Raw genomic sequence first — 17,464 nt, forward strand, 5'->3', positions numbered from 1 at the left:
CTCCTGATCGATCATCGCTCGAAGGGAACCTGAACATGTCTCGCCCCCTGCGGGTAGCCATAGTCGGAGCCGGCCCCGCCGGGATCTACGCCGCCGACGCGCTGTTGAAGTCCGCAGTGGCCGTCGAGCCCGGCGTGTCCATCGACCTCTTCGAGCGGATGCCGGCCCCGTTCGGCCTGATCCGCTATGGCGTCGCCCCCGACCACCCGCGCATCAAGGGCATCATCAACGCCCTGCACCAGGTGCTCGACAAGCCGCAGATCCGCCTCTTCGGCAACGTCGACTACCCGGGCGACATCAACCTGGACGACCTGCGTGCCTTCTACGACGCGGTGATCTTCTCCACGGGCGCCACGGCCGACCGGGCCCTCGACATACCCGGCATCGACCTCGACGGCTCGTACGGCGCGGCGGACTTCGTCTCCTGGTACGACGGGCACCCGGACGTGCCGCGGACCTGGCCCCTCGAGGCGGAGAAGGTCGCCGTCCTGGGCGTCGGCAATGTCGCGCTCGACGTGGCGCGCATCCTCGCCAAGACCGCTGACGAACTGCTGCCGACCGAGATCCCGGCGAACGTGTACGACGGCATCAAGGCCAACAAGGCCCTTGAGGTCCACGTCTTCGGCCGCCGTGGCCCGGCGCAGGCGAAGTTCAGCCCGATGGAGCTGCGGGAGCTGGACCACTCCCCGAACATCGAGGTCATCGTCGACCCCGAGGACATCGACTACGACGACGGTTCGATCGCGACCCGGCGGGGCAACAAGCAGGCCGACATGGTCGCCAAGACCCTGGAGAACTGGGCCATCCGCGATGTCGGCGACCGGCCGCACAAGCTGTTCCTGCACTTCTTCGAGTCGCCGACCGAGATCCTCGGCGAGGACGGCAAGGTCGTGGGCCTGCGCACCGAGCGCACCACTCTCGACGGCACCGGCAACGTCAAGGGCACCGGCGAGTTCAAGGACTGGGACCTCGGCGCGGTGTACCGGGCCGTCGGCTACCTCTCCGACAAGCTGCCCAAGCTGCCCTGGGACATGGAGACGGGCACCGTCCCGGACAAGGCCGGCCGCGTGATGGAGGAGACCGGCGAGCACCTGCAGTCGGCGTACGTCACCGGCTGGATCCGGCGCGGGCCCGTCGGCCTGATCGGCCACACCAAGGGTGACGCCAACGAGACGGTCGCCAGCCTGCTGGACGACCACGCCAACGGCCGTTTGCACACGCCTGTTTCGCCCGGTCCGGAAGCCGTGGATGCCTTCCTCGCCGAGCGGAACGTCCGCTTCACCACGTGGGACGGCTGGTACCGCCTGGATGCCGCGGAGAAGGCCCTTGGCGAGCCCCAGGGCCGCGAGCGCGTGAAGCTCGTCGAGCGCGAGGACATGCTCAGGGCGAGCGGCGCGTAACACCGACCGACCGCCACCGGTTCAATCGACCGGCACTGATCCAACCGGTCGGTACCGATTGACCGGCCATGTGGGGCCCCGTCACTGCGACGGGGCCCCACTCGCGTTTGCCCGCGCTTCGGCCGCCTTGCTTTGTGAAACCGATCGGTTTACTGTTCCTGATGAAGGGAAACCGATCGGTTTCCAAGTGTTCGCGTGTTGAGTTCGGAGAGTGACATGACTGCTATCGAGGGTTCCGTCGTCCTGGTGACCGGCGGCAGCAGGGGGATCGGCAAGGCGCTGGTCGAGGGGCTTTTCGAGCGGGGCGCGGAGAAGGTGTACGCCACGGCCCGTGATCCCCGGACGGTCACGCACCCGCGGGCGGTCCCGCTGGCGCTGGAGGTCACCGACCCCGCGTCCGTCGCGGCGGCGGCCGAGCAGGCCGGCGACGTCACCATCCTGATCAACAACGCCGGGGTCGCCGTGAACGCGTCCTTCCTGGAGGGGTCGGTCGAGGACGTGCGCCGGGACTTCGAGACGAACTTCTACGGACCGCTGCTCACCGCGCGGGCCTTCGTCCCGGTCATCGAGCGCAACGGCGGCGGCCACATCCTGAACGTCCACTCCGTGCTGTCGTGGGTCGGTCTCGCCGGCTCGTACAGCGCGTCCAAGGCCGCGGTCTGGTCCCAGACCAACTCCCTGCGGCTCGACCTCAAGCCGCGCGGGATCGGGGTCACCGGGCTCCACGTCGGCTACGTCGACACGGACATGGCGGCGAAGATCGACGCCCCCAAGTCCTCGCCCGAGGATGTCGCCGCCCAGGCGCTCGACGGCATCGAGAGCGGAGCGTTCGAGGTCCTGGCCGATGACCTGTCCCGCCAGGTGAAGTCGGGGCTGTCCGCGGACCTTTCGGTGCTGTATCCGCAGCTCGTGTCCTAGCCCATCGGCGGCCGCGTCGGCAGTAGACCGATCGGTTTTGGGGGCGTTCACCGACGGAGGTACCCTCCGCTCATGGCCAGTACGGACAAGACATCCACGAGGGACCGGCTGCTCGACGCGGCCATGGAGCTCTTCTACCGCGACGGCGTCTCCATCGGCGTCGAGGCGCTGTGCCGGGCCGCCGGGGTGTCCAAGCGCTCGATGTACCAGCTCTACGCCAGCAAGGACGAGGTGCTCGCGGCGAGCCTGGAGCGGCGTGCGCCGGAGTACGCGCGGCAGTTGGACCTCGACCCCGACGACACCCGGCCGCCCCGAGCCCGGATCCTGCACATCTTCGAGTTGCTGGAACAGGCCTCGACGAAGGACGACTACTGCGGCTGCCCGTTCCTGTCCGCCCTGGTCGAGCTGAAGGACCCCGGGCATCCGGCGAGGGCCGTCGCCCTGCGGGCCAAGGGCGCCCTGACCGAGGCCTTCCGCGTCGAGGCCGAGCGCGGCGGCGCCCACGACCCCCAACTCCTGGCCCGCCAGCTCACCCTCGTCTTCGACGGAGCAAGCGCCCGCGCCGGCGCAAGGGCCGAAACCCTGGCAGGCCTGACCACAACAACAGCAACGGCCCTGCTGGACGCGGCAGGCGTCGCATAGAGAACAGGGCACGCCCCCAGCAGGGGCGTGCCCTGCAGGGGCGCGAGGAACGGCGCGCTGAGCCACGGCGGACGGGCAGTTGAAGGACTTCCGTGCACCCCCCAGGGGCGCGAGGAACGGCGCGCTCAGCCACAGCCAACCCGCAGCAGCAGGACTTCCCCGCGCCCCCCAGGGGCGCGGGGAACTGCGCGCCCGGCCACAGCCAACCGGCAGCCGACAAACTCACCTACCCCGCCCCACCGGCGGAGCCACCCGCAGCCACTCATACGCGGCCCGAGCCGTGAACTCGTCCTGCCCGCCCCGCAACAACAACCCCACCGTGGCGAACGCAGGATCATCGGCCTGCCCCGCGACGTACGGGACCGCGATGCACCGCATCCCGGCCGCGTGCGCCGCAGCCGCCCCCGGTGCGGCGTCCTCCAGGACCACGCAGTCCCCGGGAACCACCCCGAGCCGCCGAGCCGCCTCCAGGAAGACATCCGGAGCGGGCTTGCCGGAGGCGACCTCCTCCGCCGAGACGACCGTCCGCAGATACGCGGACAGCCCCGTCCCGGCCAGGATCGCCTCGATGGCCTCGCGGGAGGACCCCGAGGCCACAGCCATCGGCACACCCTCCCCGGCCAGCAACTCCACGAACTTCCGCATCTCCGGGTAGACCCGGGTGGACGCGCGGGCCAGCTCCAGATAGCGCCGGTTCTTGTCCGCGAGGAGCACGTCGAGCGGCGCGTCCAGGCCGTACCGCTCCTTCCAGAGCGCGATCGTCTCCTGCGTGCTGATGCCGACGTACCGCTCGTGGTCCGCCCAGGTGAAGTCCGTGATGCCCTGCCCGGCGAGCGTCTGCCGTCCCGCCTCGTAGTAGTTCGGCTCGCTGTCCACGAGTGTTCCGTCGAGATCGAAGATGACCGAAGTGCTGCCGAGATTGCTCATGGGATCCAGGATGCCGGGTCCCGAACGCCGACGATCAACCCAGGCCCGTACCCACCGGTCACCCCCGGGTCGTACGCCCAGTCACTCCCGGGTCGTACCCACCCGTCACCCCCTGCCCGTACGCCCGATCGACTCCACCAACGGCAGCATCCGCTGCGGCACCCGCTCGCGCAGCGCGACCTCGGTCCGGGTGCGGACGACGCCCGGCAGGCTGATCAGTGCCTGGATGACGTCCTCCAGATGGCCGTTGTCCCGCGCGACGACTCGCGTCAGCAGATCCCCGCCGCCGGTGATCGAGAACGCCTCGATGATCTCCGGCACGGCCGCCAACGCGTCCCCCACGTCGTCGAGATGCCCCTGGGTGACCTCCATGTGCACGAACGCGAGCACCGGGTGCCCGAGTGCGGCGGGGGAGAGCGAGGGACCCGTACCGGTGATGACTCCGTCCCGCTCCAGCCGGTCGAGCCGCGCCTGAAGGGTGCCGCGGGCGATGCCGAGGACGCGCGCGTACTCGCGCACGCTGGTGCGAGGCTGCTCCATGAGCAGCCGCAGGATGCGGGTGTCGAGCTCGTCCACGGCCATGGTCCGTTGGTCTCCCTGCGGTGTGTACTGATCGTTCTCGACTGTACCAATGGCCCAGTGGATCGAGAGCCGGTTGAGCCACTGCACCCGCACTGCTTACCTTGGGGGTATTCCTGGCGCGATCACGCGCCATCCATGGCGCCGCGAAGAGCCGGACCGGCAAGGAAGCCGGATCCGGACCCGCGGCGCCATTGCCATGTCCTGAAGGCATGCCCTGAACAAGGCGCGTCCTGAAGGTGGGGTCGACACGAAGTGGGGGCGGGCTGCCGACGGTGAGGAAGATGTTCATGGCTCCGGATCCGGGCCTGGCACGGCTGCGGATCTCGCTGCGGGCGGTGCTCGGCATCGGTCTCGCGGTGGCCGCGTCGGAGCTGGCCGGACTCTCGCTGCCCGCCTCGATCACGGGCGGTCTCGCCGCGCTCCTCGCGCTGTTCACGGTCGGCGACCCGACCGTGCGCGGCCAGGCGGTCACCACCGCCCTGCTGCCCGTCGTCGGCTTCCCCGTGCTCGCCCTCGCGGCCACGCTGCACACGGTCCCGACCGTGCGCGACGCGATCTGGCTCGTCGTGATCTTCTGCGGGGTGTACGCCCGCCGCTGGGGACCCCGCGGCCACGCGCTCGGCATCTTCGCGTTCATGACCTTCTTCATCACGCAGTTCCTGCACGCCGTGCCCGGCCAACTCCCGCAGCTGTACGCCGCGATGGCACTGGCGCTGGCGGCTTCCTCGGTGGTGCGTTTCGGCGTGTGGTGCATCGAGCGGCGCACCGCTCCGCCCATCACGCCCGCCGCCCCGGCCGGCCGCGGGCTCTCCCGGCCGACCACCCGCCAGGCCTTCCAGGCGACGGCCGCCTGCGCGTTCGCGATAGCCGCGGGCCAGGTCCTCTCCCACGAGCGCTGGTACTGGGCCGTCGGCACCGCCTGGTGGATCTTCGTCAACACGTCCTCGCGCGGCGAGACCCTCGTACGAGGCTTCCGGCGCGTCCTCGGCACGGTCACCGGCATCGTGGCCGGTCTGCTGATCGCCGTACCGCTGGACGGCGCCCCCGCACCCACCGCGGCGATCGTGGCGGTCTGCGTCTGGGGGATCTTCTACACCGCGGCTCTCTCGTACAGCTGGATGATGTTCTTCGTCACCGTCATGGCAGGGCTGCTCTACGGGCTGCTGGGCGTGCTGCATCCAGGTCTGCTGGGGCTGCGTCTCGCGGAGACCGCCGCCGGGGCGCTCGGTGCCGCGCTCGCCGTCGCGCTGATCCTGCCCGTCACCACGCACGCGGTCACCGACCGCTGGGTGGGCCAGGCCGTGCGCGCCGTGCACGGATGCACCGCGGCGGCGGCCCGACGCCTGGCCGGTGACCCCGACGCCGACCCCGCGCCGCAGGCGGCGGAACTGGAGGCACTGCTCGGCCGGGTCCGGTTCGCCCTCGCGCCACTCGTGCACCCCCTCAACCCGATGCGGGCCCGCAAGGCCCGGGCCCGTCAGGTGCTCGCCCTCCTCGACGACTGCGCCCGGGAGACACGGGGTCTCGCGGCCGTCGTCGCCGACCCGGACGCCTCGTACGACGTACGCCTGACGGCCGCCTGCGGGCGTGTCGAGGCGGCGGTGGAGGTACTGGTCGGCGCGGTGCCGGAACGCGCCGTGGCGACGACCGCGGGCGCGCCGGGACAGCATTCCGCGGCCCGGGTGCACCACGCCGGCACCGAGCAGGCGCTGGCCCACCTCCATGGCCTGGAACGAGCGCTCGCCGCGCTGGCCACGCCCCTGCGCCGTTCGTCGGCCGTGAGCGCCTGAACCCTCTCCGCGTGCACGGCAGTTGGACATCCTGCCCATGAATGAGGCAGTTTCACCGGCCACGCAGAGGGTGGATCAGGCCGTCGGACGGGTAACCCCGCGGCTGTCAGCCGCACGGAGTCCGCGGACCGCGCGGGAGCGGTCCGCGGACGCAGCCGCCCGGGGGCGCACCCTGCGAGCGATGCCCCGCACGGAACCGGCCGACGCCTCACCGGCGACGGGACCGGGTTGGCCGACGGCCGAAGCCTCACGTCTGGTCTAGGCCCCTCGTCTGGTCTAGGCCATTGACTGCTACCGTCGCCCCGAACGGCTTGGCACCGAGAGGGGACGGCAGTGGCGGACGGCGACGGACGGCGGCGACGGGCCTACATCGGCTCCTTCACGGCGGCAGGGGGCCTCGGTGTCCTCACCGCGGCCGTGGACGAGGAGAGCGGCGCCCTGACGCTGCTGGGCGCCGTGAACAGCGTCGCCGACCCCTCGTATCTCGCCCTGTCACCCGCGGGGGACATGCTCTACGCGGTGAGCGAGACGGCCGACGGCGCGATCGCCGCGTACCGCCTGAAGGGCGACGAACCCTCCCTGGCCGGCCCGCTGGTGCCGGTCGGCGGCAGCGGACCCACCCACCTGAGCCTCTTCGACGGACACGTCCTGACGGCCAACTACGGCTCCGGCAGCGTCAGCGCCGTGCCGATCCGCCACGACGGCAGCCTCGCCACCGCCTCCGGAGTGCTGCGGCACAAGGGATCGGGTCCCCACGGCCAGCGCCAGCAGGGCCCGCACGCCCACCACGTGCAGCCCGACCCGAGCCGCCGGTGGGCCGTGAGCGTCGACCTCGGAACCGACTCGGTACGCGTGTGCGCGCTGCGGGACGGGGTGCTCTCCCTGCACCGCGAGTTCGCGCTGCGGCCCGGCTCGGGGCCCCGCCACCTGGCGTTCCACCCGGACGGCGAGCGCGCGTACGTCCTCAACGAGCTCGCGCCGACCGTCACGGCCTGCCACTGGGATGCCGTCGAGGGAGCCCTCCGGCCGGTCGGTGAGACGTCCGTGCTGCCCGGCCTCCCCGACGGGGACGCCTATCCGTCCGGCATCGTCGTGTCGCCCGACGGCCGCTTCCTGTGGACCGCCACGCGCGGCCAGGACGTCCTCTCCGTGCTCGTGCCCGGCCCGCCCGGCGAAGGGCCCCGCCTGGTCACCACAGTGCCCTGTGGAGGCACCTGGCCACGGGCCCTCGCCCTCGACCCGACCGGCCGCTTCCTGTACGTGGCCAACGAACGCTCGGGACACGTCACATGGTTCGAGGTGGACCAGGACACGGGCGTGCCGAAGCGGGGCGGCTCGGTCAGGGCACCCGCGGCGTCCTGTGTGGTGCTCGACTAGGACGCCCGCGGGGAAGGCCGCCGGCGCAGCTGCAGCTGTGGGAAGAACGCCGGAACCCCGAAGGGCCCGGCTCCGGACAACGGAGCGGGCCCTTCGGGATTCGTGCCTGTGTGACTGCCGTCCGCGTCAGCGGACCGGGGCGCCCTGCGGCTGCGGGGGCGCGATGCCCAGCGCCGAGGTGTACTTCGCGAGCGCGAGCTTGCCGATCGCCGGGTACGGGCCCAGCGCCTCGGCGGCGGAGCAGCCCGCCTCCTTCGCGGCGGCGTCGAGCAGACCCGCGTCGAGCTCGGGACCGATCAGGTACGGGGCGAGCGCCAGCTGCTGCGAGCCCGAGGAGCGCAGTTGCTCGGCGGTGGCCGCGATCGCGCCGTCCACGTCGAGCGCCGCCGCCATCACGGGCACGGCGAGCCGCGCGGCGAGCAGCATGCCGGTGATCCCGGCCGCCTGCACGGCCTCGTCGCCGCCCACGGACGCCAGGATGATGCCGTCCGCGGCCGTCGCCACGGTGAAGAGCCGGGCGCGGTCGGCGCGGGCCAGACCCGCCTCGGACAGCCGCACGTGCAGCCCCTCGGCGAGCAGCGGGTGCGGGCCGAGCACATCGGTCAGCTCGGCCGCCACGCGGCTGTCCATGACGGCCTGGCGGACGCGGCGCAGCAGCGCGCCGTCCGGGCCCGCGAGCAGCGGCACGACCACGGCGACCGGGCCGTCGGGCTCCACCACGTCCACACCGGCGGCACGGGCCTGCTCGAAGCGCGCGATGCGCTCCTCGGAGGCGTGCGCGAGCACGGACTGGAGCGTGGGGAACTCCGAGTCGTCCCCGTCGAGGTACCCGATCCGCCCGTCGAGGCCGGGAAGCTCGGAGCGCGCGATGCTCACGACCTCCTCGGCGAGGCTGCGGGTGGCGGCGCTGGGCATGCCCGGCACCGCGAGGACGAGCGCGGGCGCGCCCTCGGGAGCCGCCAACGGTTCCGGTCGGCGGTGCCGGCCGGGCTGGCGGGGTCGCGGCATTCGTACTGGCAGGCCGGACGCGGGCCCAGTGGGGGAGCTCATGGCGCCGAATGTTACTGGTTTCCTGGGCTCCCCTGTTCGGGGAGGGTGCAGGTGAGCGGTATCCGTCCGGTTTTGTCTGATGAGTTACGTACGGATTGATCTCACTGGCTGTCCACGGATCAAGGGGAGTACGTCCACCGACGGTGATCCGGGGGCTACGAGGCGTCCGTCACGACGTACAGCATGCTCTCGTCGCGCGGCAGCGTCAGCCGGTCGTCGGCCACGTCGACGGCGATGCGTACGGCACCGTCGAGCGGGTCGCCCGCCGCCGGGACCTGCCGGGCGTACGGCAGCCGCTCCGCCAGGGCGGCCCGCAACGGTACGAGGAGGGGATCGCCCATCCTGAGGAGACCACCCGTGAGGGCGACCTGGATTTCTCCCGGAGCCTCGTCCGGGCACACCGCGGCCGCCGAGTCCGCGATGTGCCGGGCGGCGGCGGCCAGGATGTCCGCCGCCACCGGGTCGTCGCCGGCGCAGGCGGCCACCTCGGGTGCGAAGGACGCCAGCACGGCGGGGCGGTCCGAGCGCGGGTAGAGCTGTCCCGGCAGCGCCGAGGCCGAGCCGAACATCTCCTCGGCGCGGGTGAGGAGCACGGCCGAGCCGCCGGGCCGTCCGTCGTCGGCGCGCAGCGCCGCCTCGAGTCCGGCCCGTCCGATCCACGCGCCGCTGCCGCAGTCGCCGAGCAGATGGCCCCAGCCGTCCGCCCTGCGCCAGCTCTTCAGATCCGTGCCGATCGCGATCATCCCCGTTCCGGCCGCGACGACCGCGCCCACCCGCTGCCCCAGCGCACCCGTGTACGCGGTGACGGCGTCGGCGACCAGCGCGAGCCTGCGTACGCCGAGTTCGCGGGCCAGCGCCGACGGCAGATCGGCGCGCAGCGAATCGCCGAGGGTGGTGAGACCGGCGGCGCCGACCGCGATCGCCCGGAGCCTTTCGACCCCGGCCTCGGCCGCCAACCGCCGTGCCATCGGCACCAGTTGTTCGAGGAGATGCCCGGCGTCGATACCCCGAGGGCCGGTGCGCACCGGCTCCCTGGACGCCAGCGGAGCCGTGACCCGGCCGCCGTCGACGGCCAGGACGACACGCAACCCCGAACCCCCGGAATCCACACCCAGTACGCCCGACGCCTCCGACACCCCCGACGTCCCGCCGGGAGGGGTCACGGCAGCCGCCAGTCCACGGGGGTGCCCCCCTGGCGGGTCAGCAGGTCGTTGGCCCGGCTGAACGGACGCGAACCGAAGAAGCCGCGGTCCGCCGACATCGGTGACGGATGCGACGACTCCACCGACGGCAGATCGCCCAGCAGCGGCCGGAGATTGCGGGCGTCGCGCCCCCACAGGATCGACACCAGCGGACGCCCCCGCGCGGCCAGCGCCCGTATCGCCTGCTCCGTGACCTCTTCCCAGCCCTTGCCTCGATGGGCGGCCGGCTTGCGCGGGGCCGTGGTCAGCGCCTTGTTGAGCAGCAGGACGCCCTGCTGGGTCCAGGGCGTCAGATCGCCGTTCGTCGGCGGGGGCAGACCCAGGTCGGTGGTCAGCTCCCGGTAGATGTTGATGAGGCTGCCGGGCAGCGGACGCACCTCGGGCGCGACCGAGAACGACAGCCCCACCGCGTGCCCCGGGGTCGGATAGGGGTCCTGGCCGACGATGAGGACCCGGACGTCGTCGAAGGGTTGCTGGAAGGCGCGGAGCACGTTCGGGCCCGCTGGCAGATAGGTGCGTCCCGCGGCGATCTCCGCGCGCAGGAAGTCCCCCATCTCGGCGATCCGCCCGGCCACGGGTTCAAGCGCTTTCGCCCAGCCCTGTTCGACGATTTCATTCAACGGTCGTGGTGCCACGGCGTCACCCTACTGCCGTACGCGCATGGTTGATCAACCGGTTGCCGCCGCACGGCCCGGAGTGGTATGTGCCGTGACAGCGGCGGGTGTTGGGGCCCAGGGCGGTGGCGCGGCCCGGCTCGGTCGGGGGACTCAATCGATCACCGCGGCCCGTACGCAGAGGACGTCCGGAAGATGGGACGCCAGCTGCTGCCAGCTGTCCCCGTCGTCCGCGGACGCGAACACCTCGCCGTTGCGATTGCCGAAGTACACGCCCGCCGGGTCCGCGTCGTCCGTGCACATGGCATCGCGCAGCACCGTGCCGTAGTGGTCCTCCTGCGGCAGCCCCGCCGAGAGCGGCTCCCAGGTCTTGCCCGCGTCGGCCGTGCGGAAGACCCGGCATCGGTGGTCCGCGGGAACGCGGTCCGAGTCGGCGTTGATGGGAAAGACGTAGGCGGTGTCCCCGCGATGCGGATGGGCGGCCGCGGCGAAGCCGAACGTGGACGGCAGGCCCTCGCCGATGTCCGTCCACCGCCCCCCGGCGTCGTCGCTGCGATAGACACCCCAGTGGTTCTGCAAATACAGGCGGTCCGGTGTCGTCGGGTCCTGCGCGATCTTGTGTACGCACTGGCCGAACTCCGGGTTCGGATCCGGCAGGAACACCGCGGAGACACCGGAGTTGGACGGCTCCCAGCTCTCCCCGCCGTCCTTCGTGCGGAAGACGCCGGCCGTGGAGACGGCGACCGTCACCGCGCGCGGGTCGCGCGCGTCGGTGAGGACGGTGTGCAGGCCCTCTCCGCCGCCGCCGGGCACCCACTTCGAGCGGGTGGGGTGCTCCCAGAGGGGACGGACGAGCTCGAAGGACTCGCCGCGGTCCGTCGAGCGGTACAGCGCCGCCGGTTCCGTGCCCGCGTACACCACGTCCGGTTCGGCCGCCGCCGGGTGCAGCTGCCACACGCGCTCCAGCGAAGCCCCCGTGTCCTGGGGGAACTTGACGGCGGCCTTGGCCGGTTCGGTCCAGGTGCGGCCCAGGTCGTCGGAGTGGAACACGGACGGGCCCCAGTGCGCGCTGTCGCCGCCGACGAGGAGCCGCGGCACGTCACCACGGGTGTCGATCGCGACCGAATAGACCGCCTGAGCGTTGAAATACGGACTGTCGTCGAACTCCCAGGCAGCGCCGCGTCGCCTTCCGACGAACAGTCCCTTGCGTGTGCCTACCGTGAGCAGTACCTCGGCCATGCCGGCCACCTCCGGACGTCGTTGTCTCAGATATCGGCCAGTTTGCACCCCGGCACTGACAGTCACCCCCGGACGCGACATCTGTGCAGGTCAGAACGTTTCTTCGGCGGTGCCGCCGATGTGGGGTACGTCTCCTGAGCAACAGGGCGGCGGCGTTCGTATGGGAGGGCGTCGGTGTGCCGGTGATGAGGAGGGCCCGCGATGGCGGCGTTACGAGGTCCGAGGGCGTTGCTGTGGCGGTGGTGGCCCAATCCGCTGCGGCGCCGCAGCGACCGGCTGGAGGCCTGGACCGTGCTCGCCACCTGGCTGCTCGTGCTGCTCGCCGGGATGGTCGCGGGTCTGGCGGCCGCGGAGTCGGTCGAGCGCACCCTCGCCAGGGAGCGCGTCGAGTGGCGGCCCGTACCCGCGCTGCTCACCGAGCGGGCGCCCGGCACCAGGGCCGCCGGTGCGGAGCGGGTGTGGGCGAAGGTCCGCTGGACCGCGCCCGACGGTTCGGCCCACGAGGGCCAGACCCGGGTCGACCCCGGCAGCGCGGCAGGCACGCCGGTCACCGTGTGGACCGACCCCGACGGCCTGCTCGTCACCAGGCCCGCGACGGAGGCCCAGGCGGGTCTGCGGGCGGCGATGATCGGCATTCTGATCGGAGTGAGCGCCTCTGCCGTGCCTTTCGCCGGCGGGCGGATGGTCCGCGGCCGTCTGGAGCGCCGGCGGATGGACCAGTGGGACATGGAGTGGGAGCGGGTCGGTCCCCAGTGGGGATGGAAGACCGGCTGAGGGGGGCGGGGCGGACCGCGGTGGCGTGAACCCCGCGGCCTCCCGCGGGCGCGTCGTGTGCCCCGTGAAAGAATCCGCACGTTCACGGAGCGGCTCACGGAGGCGGAGGCAGCAGCGATGCGCTCGGACCGGCCGGAGAGAGCCGCGGCGATGCGTTCGGAGCATCCGGAGAGAGCGGCAGAGGCGACGCACTCGGAGCCTCCCGGGAAGAGCGCGCTGGACGAGGCCGCGAAGGTCTTCGTCGGCGTACGGCGACAGCTCTTCGGCATCGCCTACCGCATGCTCGGCAGCGCGGCGGAGGCCGAGGACGTGGTCCAGGAGGCATGGCTGCGCTGGCAGTCGACGGACCGCACGGTCGTCCTGGACCCGCCCGCCTATCTCGCCACCGTGACGACCCGCCTGGCGATCAACGTCGCCCAGTCCGCGCGCGTGCGCCGGGAGACGTACGTCGGCCCGTGGCTTCCCGAACCGGTGGACACGAGTCTCGACCCGCAGACGGGGGCCGCACGCGGCGAGGCGGTGGAGCTCGCGGTGCTCCTCCTGGAGAAGCTGACGCCGACGGAACGGGCGGCCTACGTCCTCCGCGAGGCCTTCGACCACCCGTACGAGCAGATCGCGGCCATCCTGGAAACGGGGCAGGCCAACGCCCGTCAGCTGGTCAGCCGGGGACGCAGGCGCCTGGCCGCCGAGCGGCGGGAGCCGGTGGACGCGGCCGAGCACCGGCGACTGCTCGAAGTCTTCCTGGCGGCGGCGCGGACGGGCGACCTCGCCGCGCTCGAAGCGCTGCTCGCCGAGGACGTCGTCAGCTACTCGGACGGCGGGGGAGTGCGCGGCGCGTCGAGGATCCCGGTGCTCGGCAGTGCCCGCGTCGCCAAGTACCTGGCGGCCTTCGCGCCGAGGTTCTGGCCCGGTGCCGGGACCGAGTGCGTCGAGGCGAACGGCCGCCCGGCCGTGCTCGTCTCGCACGAGGGCCGAGCCGTCGCCCTGCTGGCCGTCGACGCCTCCGCGCGGGGCATCGAGCGGATCATGTGGGTGATGAACCCCGCCAAGCTCGACCCGTACGTCCGGTCGCTGTCGAGTCCTCGCGGCACTGCGTAGGAGGCGGGCGCGAGGAGAGGATCCGGGCTGTCACAAACCCGGACCCTGTCCGGTCTTCATGGTCAGCAGGTCCGATTCCGTCGGACGAAACCGGAAGGGTTGCACCATGAAGATCGTAGTCATCGGCGGCACTGGGCTCATCGGGTCGAAGCTGGTGGAAAGGCTGCGGGCGGACGGCCACGACGTACTGCCCGCCTCCCCGAACACCGGCGTCAACAGCATCACCGGCGAGGGCCTCGACGACGCGCTGGGGGGCGCCTCGGTCGTCGTCGACGTGTCCAACTCGCCCTCCTTCGAGGACAGCGCGGTGCTGGAGTTCTTCCGTACGTCCACGGACAACCTCGTCGCGGCCGAGGCCGCCGCGGGCGTGGGACACCATGTCGCCCTGTCGGTCGTGGGGAGCGAACAGCTGCCCGACTCGGGCTACCTGCGCGCCAAGGTCGCCCAGGAGGAGCTGATCAAGGGCTCCGGGATCCCGTACACGATCGTCCGCGCCACCCAGTTCTTCGAGTTCGTGAAGGGCATCGCGGCCGGATCCACCGAGGGCGACACCGTCCGGCTGCCCTCCTCGCTCCTCCAGCCGCTCGCGTCCGACGACGTGGTCGCGGCGGTCGCCCTCGCCGCCGAGGCGGCCCCGCTGAACGGCACCACCGAGGTGGCGGGCCCCGAGGAGCTCCACCTCGACGAGTTCGTCCGCACGGGCCTGGCGGCCGAGAAGGACCCGCGCGAGGTCGTCACCGACGAGTCCGTCGGCTACTTCGGCGCGCACCCCCAGGGGCGCGAGCTGCTGCCCGGTCCCGACGCCCACGTCGCCGGGACCAGCTTCACGGAATGGCTCGACCGCCAGAAGTAGGCCGCGTCGGAACGTAGGCCGCACAAGCGGTAGGTCCCGCCTCGGGCGGGACCTGTTCAGACCGAACGGTGGTACTGGTCCGGCACGTGCGCGTCGCCCCCGAGTTCGCGGGCCGCGTGCCGGGCCCACGAGGGGTTGCGCAGCAGCTCGCGGCCGAGCAGAACGGCGTCCGCCTCACCGTTGGCGACGATCTTCTCGGCCTGCTCGACGTCGGTGATCAGACCGACGGCGGCGACGGCCATCGACGTCTCGTCCTTGACGCGGGCGGCGAACGGAACCTGGTAGCCCGGCCCGACGGGAATGCGTACGCCGGAGGCGTTGCCGCCGGTGGAGACGTCGAGCAGGTCCACGCCGTGGGCGGTCAGTTCGGCGGCGAAGCGGACCGTGTCGTCGGCCGTCCAGCCGTTCTCCTCCAGCCAGTCGGTGGCCGAGACGCGGAAGAACAGCGGCTTGTCGTCCGGCCACACCTCGCGCACGGCGTCCACGACTTCGAGCGCGAAGCGCACGCGGTTCTCGTACGAGCCGCCGTACGCGTCCGTGCGCCGGTTGGAGTGAGGGGAGAGGAACTCACTGATGAGATAGCCGTGCGCGCCGTGGATCTCGGCGACCTCGAAGCCGGCGTCCAGCGCCCGCCGCGCGGCGTCGGCGAACTGGCCGACGATCTCCTTGATGCCGTCCACGGTCAGCTCGGTCGGCACGGGGTGGTTCTCGTCGAAGGCGACCGGGCTCGGCCCGAGCGGCTGCCAGCCGTACGCGTCCGGGCCGACGGGCGCGCCGCCCTTCCAGGGGCGGTCGGTCGAGGCCTTGCGGCCGCCGTGTCCGAGCTGGATCGCGGGAACCGTGCCCTGGGACACCAGGAACCGCGTGATCCGCCGGAACGCCTCGACCTGGGTGTCGTTCCAGATGCCCAGGTCGTACGGCGAGATCCGCCCCTCGGGGCTGACCGCGGTGGCCTCGACGATGATCAGGCCCGTCCCGCCGGCGGCCCGTGCCGCGTAGTGCGCGAAGTGCCAGTCGTTGGGGGCGCCGGTCCCGGGGCCCTCCGGCGCGGCCGAGTACTGGCACATCGGCGGCATCCAGACCCGGTTCGGGACGGTCAGATCGCGCAGGGTGTAGGGCTCGAAGAGCGCGCTCACGGCGGACTCCAATTCGTGACGGGGCCGGTTACGACTCGTACGATAGGCATCGTAGTACGGGAGATGTCAAACTACGAGACCTCTCGTACAATGAGGTTCTCCGGAGATCTCGGACCTCAGATCTCCGGCCCCGACGGACTGGAGCCGCCGTGACGACCGCCGCCCCCACCAGCAGCCGAGACCTCCCGCACCCCGAGCGCACGGAGATCCGGCTGGCGGCCGTGCTGCACGCGCTCTCCGATCCGATGCGGCTGCTGGTCGTGCGGGAGCTCGCCGCCGACGGCGACGAGCTCTCCTGTTCGCACTTCGACCTGCCCGTCACGAAGTCCACGACCACGCACCACTTCCGGGTGCTGCGCGAGGCGGGCGTCATCCGGCAGATCTACCGGGGCACCGCCAAGATGAACGGGCTGCGGCGCGACGACCTAGACGACCTCTTCCCGGGGCTTCTCGACAGTGTCCTCGCCGCCGCCGCTCGCCAGGCCGTCCGCCTCGGGGGCAGCTGAACCTCCCTTCGAGGGAAGGTGGTTGAAGAGCAGGTTCAGCACGATCGCGGTGAGACAGCCCGCGCTGATACCGCTGTTCATCACCGTCTGGAACCAGTCGGGGAACTTCGCGTACACCGTCGGCACGCCGACCGGCAGCATGCCCACGGCGACCGAAACGGCCACCACCGTCAGGTTGTTGTTGCCCTTGAAGTCGACCTGGGCCAGCGTCCGCAGGCCGCTCGCTGCGACCGTGCCGAACATGACCAGGCCCGCGCCGCCGAGCACCGGAGCCGGTATGGCCGCGACCACCGCGCCCAGCTTGGGCAGCAGGCCGAGCAGGACGAGGATGCCGCCGGCGGTGGCGACCACCCAGCGGCTGCGGACCCGGGTCATGCCGACGAGGCCCACGTTCTGCGCGTACGCCGTGTACGGGAAGGTGTTGAAGACACCGCCCAGGACCGTGGACAGGCCGTCCGCGCGCAGGCCGTCGGCCAGTGACCGTGGCTCGATCTTCCGGTCGGTCATCTCGCCGACCGCGATGAAGTCACCGGTCGTCTCCGTCATCGTCACCAACGCCACTACCAGCATCGACGCGATCGCCGACGCCTCGAACGTGGGGGCGCCGAAGTGGAACGGCGTGCTGATGCCGAGCCAGTCCGCGCTCCCGACCCCGTCGAAGTCCGTGAAGCCGAACGGCACGGCGACCGCGAGCCCCACCGCGATGCCGAGCAGCACCGCGATCCGGCTCAGGAAGACCGGCGCGAACCGCTGCACGGCGAGCACGGCCGCCAGGACGAAGGCCGCGAGCGCGAGGTTCTTCGGCTCGCCGAAGTCCGGTGAACCCACCCCGCCGGCCGCCCAGTTGCCCGCCACCGGCAGCAGCGAGAGCCCGATGATCAGGATCACCGTGCCCGTGACGAGCGGCGGGAAGAACCGCAGCAGCTTCCCGAAGACCGGCGCCAGCAGGATGATCGCCAGTCCGGCGACGATCACCGACCCGTAGATCGCGGGCAGTCCGCCGCCGCCCGTACCGATCAGCACCATCGGCGACACGGCCGCGAAGGTGCAGCCCTGCATGATCGGGAGCCGCACGCCGAAGCGCCAGAAGCCGACGCACTGGATGAGCGTCGCGATGCCGCACAGCAGCAGGTCGGCCGTGATCAGGTACGCCATGTCCGCCGGCGACAGCTTCATCGCGCTGCCGACGATCAGGGGGACCGCGACCGCGCCCGCGTACATCGCGAGGACGTGCTGCAGACCGAAGGCGGCGAGGTGGCGGACGGGTGGGACCTCGTCCACGGGGTGCACTTGACGTGCGGGGGTGGGGGTGGGGGTTGCCATGGGCACTCCAGGAACGGCGGGGAGCGGGGACTG

17 protein-coding genes are annotated in these 17,464 nt (G+C 71.9%); 9 read left to right on the forward strand and 8 right to left on the reverse strand.

Features of this window, described 5'->3' with window-relative positions:
* Positions 1-35 precede the first annotated feature (35 nt).
* The 3 genes from JEQ17_RS41895 (at position 36) to JEQ17_RS41905 (ending at position 2,960) form a co-directional block, all read left to right on the forward strand.
* Positions 36-1,400 carry an FAD-dependent oxidoreductase gene (locus JEQ17_RS41895; RefSeq protein WP_200400131.1) on the forward strand — a complete coding sequence of 455 codons (1,365 nt, stop codon included), beginning with the start codon at positions 36-38 and terminating at the stop codon, positions 1,398-1,400.
* Positions 1,401-1,616: 216 nt separating this feature from the next.
* Positions 1,617-2,318, forward strand: coding sequence for an SDR family oxidoreductase (locus JEQ17_RS41900; protein WP_200400132.1), 702 nt, complete (start codon positions 1,617-1,619; stop codon positions 2,316-2,318).
* Between the two features lie 72 nt (positions 2,319-2,390).
* Complete coding sequence (locus tag JEQ17_RS41905; RefSeq protein WP_200400133.1) at positions 2,391-2,960, forward strand: TetR/AcrR family transcriptional regulator; 570 nt, start codon at positions 2,391-2,393, stop codon at positions 2,958-2,960.
* A gap of 222 nt (positions 2,961-3,182) precedes the next feature.
* On the opposite strand, the gene JEQ17_RS41910 is transcribed toward JEQ17_RS41905, so the two are convergent.
* Positions 3,183-3,887 (reverse strand): HAD family hydrolase, encoded by a 705-nt coding sequence (locus tag JEQ17_RS41910; RefSeq protein ID WP_200400134.1) that lies wholly within the window; start codon positions 3,885-3,887, stop codon positions 3,183-3,185.
* Positions 3,888-3,992: 105 nt separating this feature from the next.
* Positions 3,993-4,469: an Lrp/AsnC family transcriptional regulator gene (locus JEQ17_RS41915; protein WP_200400135.1), complete on the reverse strand. Its 477-nt coding sequence runs from the start codon at positions 4,467-4,469 to the stop codon at positions 3,993-3,995.
* A gap of 281 nt (positions 4,470-4,750) precedes the next feature.
* On the opposite strand from JEQ17_RS41915, the gene JEQ17_RS41920 reads away from it, so the two are divergent.
* Together JEQ17_RS41920 and JEQ17_RS41925 are read left to right on the forward strand one after the other, a co-directional pair.
* On the forward strand, positions 4,751-6,259 hold the full coding sequence (locus JEQ17_RS41920) for an FUSC family protein (RefSeq protein WP_200400136.1): 1,509 nt from the start codon (positions 4,751-4,753) through the stop codon (positions 6,257-6,259).
* A gap of 333 nt (positions 6,260-6,592) precedes the next feature.
* Positions 6,593-7,636 carry a lactonase family protein gene (locus tag JEQ17_RS41925; protein WP_200400137.1) on the forward strand — a complete coding sequence of 348 codons (1,044 nt, stop codon included), beginning with the start codon at positions 6,593-6,595 and terminating at the stop codon, positions 7,634-7,636.
* A gap of 126 nt (positions 7,637-7,762) precedes the next feature.
* Here the strand turns inward: JEQ17_RS41925 and JEQ17_RS41930 are convergent, their stop codons facing one another.
* The 4 genes from JEQ17_RS41930 to JEQ17_RS41945 form a co-directional block, all read right to left on the reverse strand.
* Positions 7,763-8,686 (reverse strand): sirohydrochlorin chelatase, encoded by a 924-nt coding sequence (locus JEQ17_RS41930; protein WP_200400138.1) that lies wholly within the window; start codon positions 8,684-8,686, stop codon positions 7,763-7,765.
* A gap of 155 nt (positions 8,687-8,841) precedes the next feature.
* Positions 8,842-9,849 (reverse strand): N-acetylglucosamine kinase, encoded by a 1,008-nt coding sequence (locus tag JEQ17_RS41935; protein ID WP_234048568.1) that lies wholly within the window; start codon positions 9,847-9,849, stop codon positions 8,842-8,844.
* Positions 9,846-10,523 carry a uracil-DNA glycosylase gene (locus tag JEQ17_RS41940; protein WP_200400139.1) on the reverse strand — a complete coding sequence of 226 codons (678 nt, stop codon included), beginning with the start codon at positions 10,521-10,523 and terminating at the stop codon, positions 9,846-9,848. Before JEQ17_RS41940 ends, JEQ17_RS41935 begins: the two co-directional genes overlap by 4 nt.
* A gap of 132 nt (positions 10,524-10,655) precedes the next feature.
* Entirely contained in the window at positions 10,656-11,741 is a 1,086-nt protein-coding gene (locus tag JEQ17_RS41945) for a WD40/YVTN/BNR-like repeat-containing protein (protein ID WP_200400140.1), read from the reverse strand.
* 201 nt (positions 11,742-11,942) lie between these two features.
* Here JEQ17_RS41945 and JEQ17_RS41950 point away from each other — a divergent pair, with 201 nt between their 5' ends.
* From JEQ17_RS41950 to JEQ17_RS41960, 3 genes are all read left to right on the forward strand, one after another.
* Positions 11,943-12,515 carry an Rv1733c family protein gene (locus tag JEQ17_RS41950; RefSeq protein WP_200400141.1) on the forward strand — a complete coding sequence of 191 codons (573 nt, stop codon included), beginning with the start codon at positions 11,943-11,945 and terminating at the stop codon, positions 12,513-12,515.
* Positions 12,516-12,665: 150 nt separating this feature from the next.
* Entirely contained in the window at positions 12,666-13,613 is a 948-nt protein-coding gene (locus JEQ17_RS41955; RefSeq protein WP_200401998.1) for an RNA polymerase sigma-70 factor, read from the forward strand.
* Positions 13,614-13,719: 106 nt separating this feature from the next.
* Entirely contained in the window at positions 13,720-14,466 is a 747-nt protein-coding gene (locus JEQ17_RS41960; protein WP_200400142.1) for an SDR family oxidoreductase, read from the forward strand.
* A 56-nt stretch (positions 14,467-14,522) separates the two neighbouring features.
* On the opposite strand, the gene JEQ17_RS41965 is transcribed toward JEQ17_RS41960, so the two are convergent.
* A complete protein-coding gene (locus JEQ17_RS41965) occupies positions 14,523-15,602 on the reverse strand; it encodes an NADH:flavin oxidoreductase/NADH oxidase (RefSeq protein ID WP_200400143.1) in 1,080 nt (359 codons plus the stop codon).
* A 149-nt stretch (positions 15,603-15,751) separates the two neighbouring features.
* On the opposite strand from JEQ17_RS41965, the gene JEQ17_RS41970 reads away from it, so the two are divergent.
* Positions 15,752-16,108 carry an ArsR/SmtB family transcription factor gene (locus JEQ17_RS41970; RefSeq protein WP_200400144.1) on the forward strand — a complete coding sequence of 119 codons (357 nt, stop codon included), beginning with the start codon at positions 15,752-15,754 and terminating at the stop codon, positions 16,106-16,108.
* On the opposite strand, the gene JEQ17_RS41975 is transcribed toward JEQ17_RS41970, so the two are convergent.
* Positions 16,028-17,431, reverse strand: coding sequence for a nucleobase:cation symporter-2 family protein (locus JEQ17_RS41975; protein WP_200400145.1), 1,404 nt, complete (start codon positions 17,429-17,431; stop codon positions 16,028-16,030). The genes JEQ17_RS41970 and JEQ17_RS41975 overlap by 81 nt on opposite strands.
* Positions 17,432-17,464: the final 33 nt, after the last annotated feature.

It is taken from the genome of Streptomyces liliifuscus, from assembly GCF_016598615.1.
Classification (GTDB): domain Bacteria; phylum Actinomycetota; class Actinomycetes; order Streptomycetales; family Streptomycetaceae; genus Streptomyces; species Streptomyces liliifuscus.

Bases quoted from the DNA above. Each gene is read 5' to 3' on its own strand.
- JEQ17_RS41905 (WP_200400133.1), top strand. From the start codon at position 2,391: ATGGCCAGTACGGACAAGACATCCACGAGGGACCGGCTGCTCGACGCG.
- JEQ17_RS41975 (WP_200400145.1), bottom strand. From the start codon at position 17,431: ATGGCAACCCCCACCCCCACCCCCGCACGTCAAGTGCACCCCGTGGAC.
- JEQ17_RS41945 (WP_200400140.1), bottom strand. From the start codon at position 11,741: ATGGCCGAGGTACTGCTCACGGTAGGCACACGCAAGGGACTGTTCGTC.
- JEQ17_RS41960 (WP_200400142.1), top strand. From the start codon at position 13,720: ATGAAGATCGTAGTCATCGGCGGCACTGGGCTCATCGGGTCGAAGCTG.
- JEQ17_RS41955 (WP_200401998.1), top strand. From the start codon at position 12,666: ATGCGTTCGGAGCATCCGGAGAGAGCGGCAGAGGCGACGCACTCGGAG.
- JEQ17_RS41950 (WP_200400141.1), top strand. From the start codon at position 11,943: ATGGCGGCGTTACGAGGTCCGAGGGCGTTGCTGTGGCGGTGGTGGCCC.
- JEQ17_RS41895 (WP_200400131.1), top strand. From the start codon at position 36: ATGTCTCGCCCCCTGCGGGTAGCCATAGTCGGAGCCGGCCCCGCCGGG.
- JEQ17_RS41900 (WP_200400132.1), top strand. From the start codon at position 1,617: ATGACTGCTATCGAGGGTTCCGTCGTCCTGGTGACCGGCGGCAGCAGG.
- JEQ17_RS41930 (WP_200400138.1), bottom strand. From the start codon at position 8,686: ATGAGCTCCCCCACTGGGCCCGCGTCCGGCCTGCCAGTACGAATGCCG.
- JEQ17_RS41915 (WP_200400135.1), bottom strand. From the start codon at position 4,469: ATGGCCGTGGACGAGCTCGACACCCGCATCCTGCGGCTGCTCATGGAG.
- JEQ17_RS41920 (WP_200400136.1), top strand. From the start codon at position 4,751: ATGTTCATGGCTCCGGATCCGGGCCTGGCACGGCTGCGGATCTCGCTG.
- JEQ17_RS41910 (WP_200400134.1), bottom strand. From the start codon at position 3,887: ATGAGCAATCTCGGCAGCACTTCGGTCATCTTCGATCTCGACGGAACA.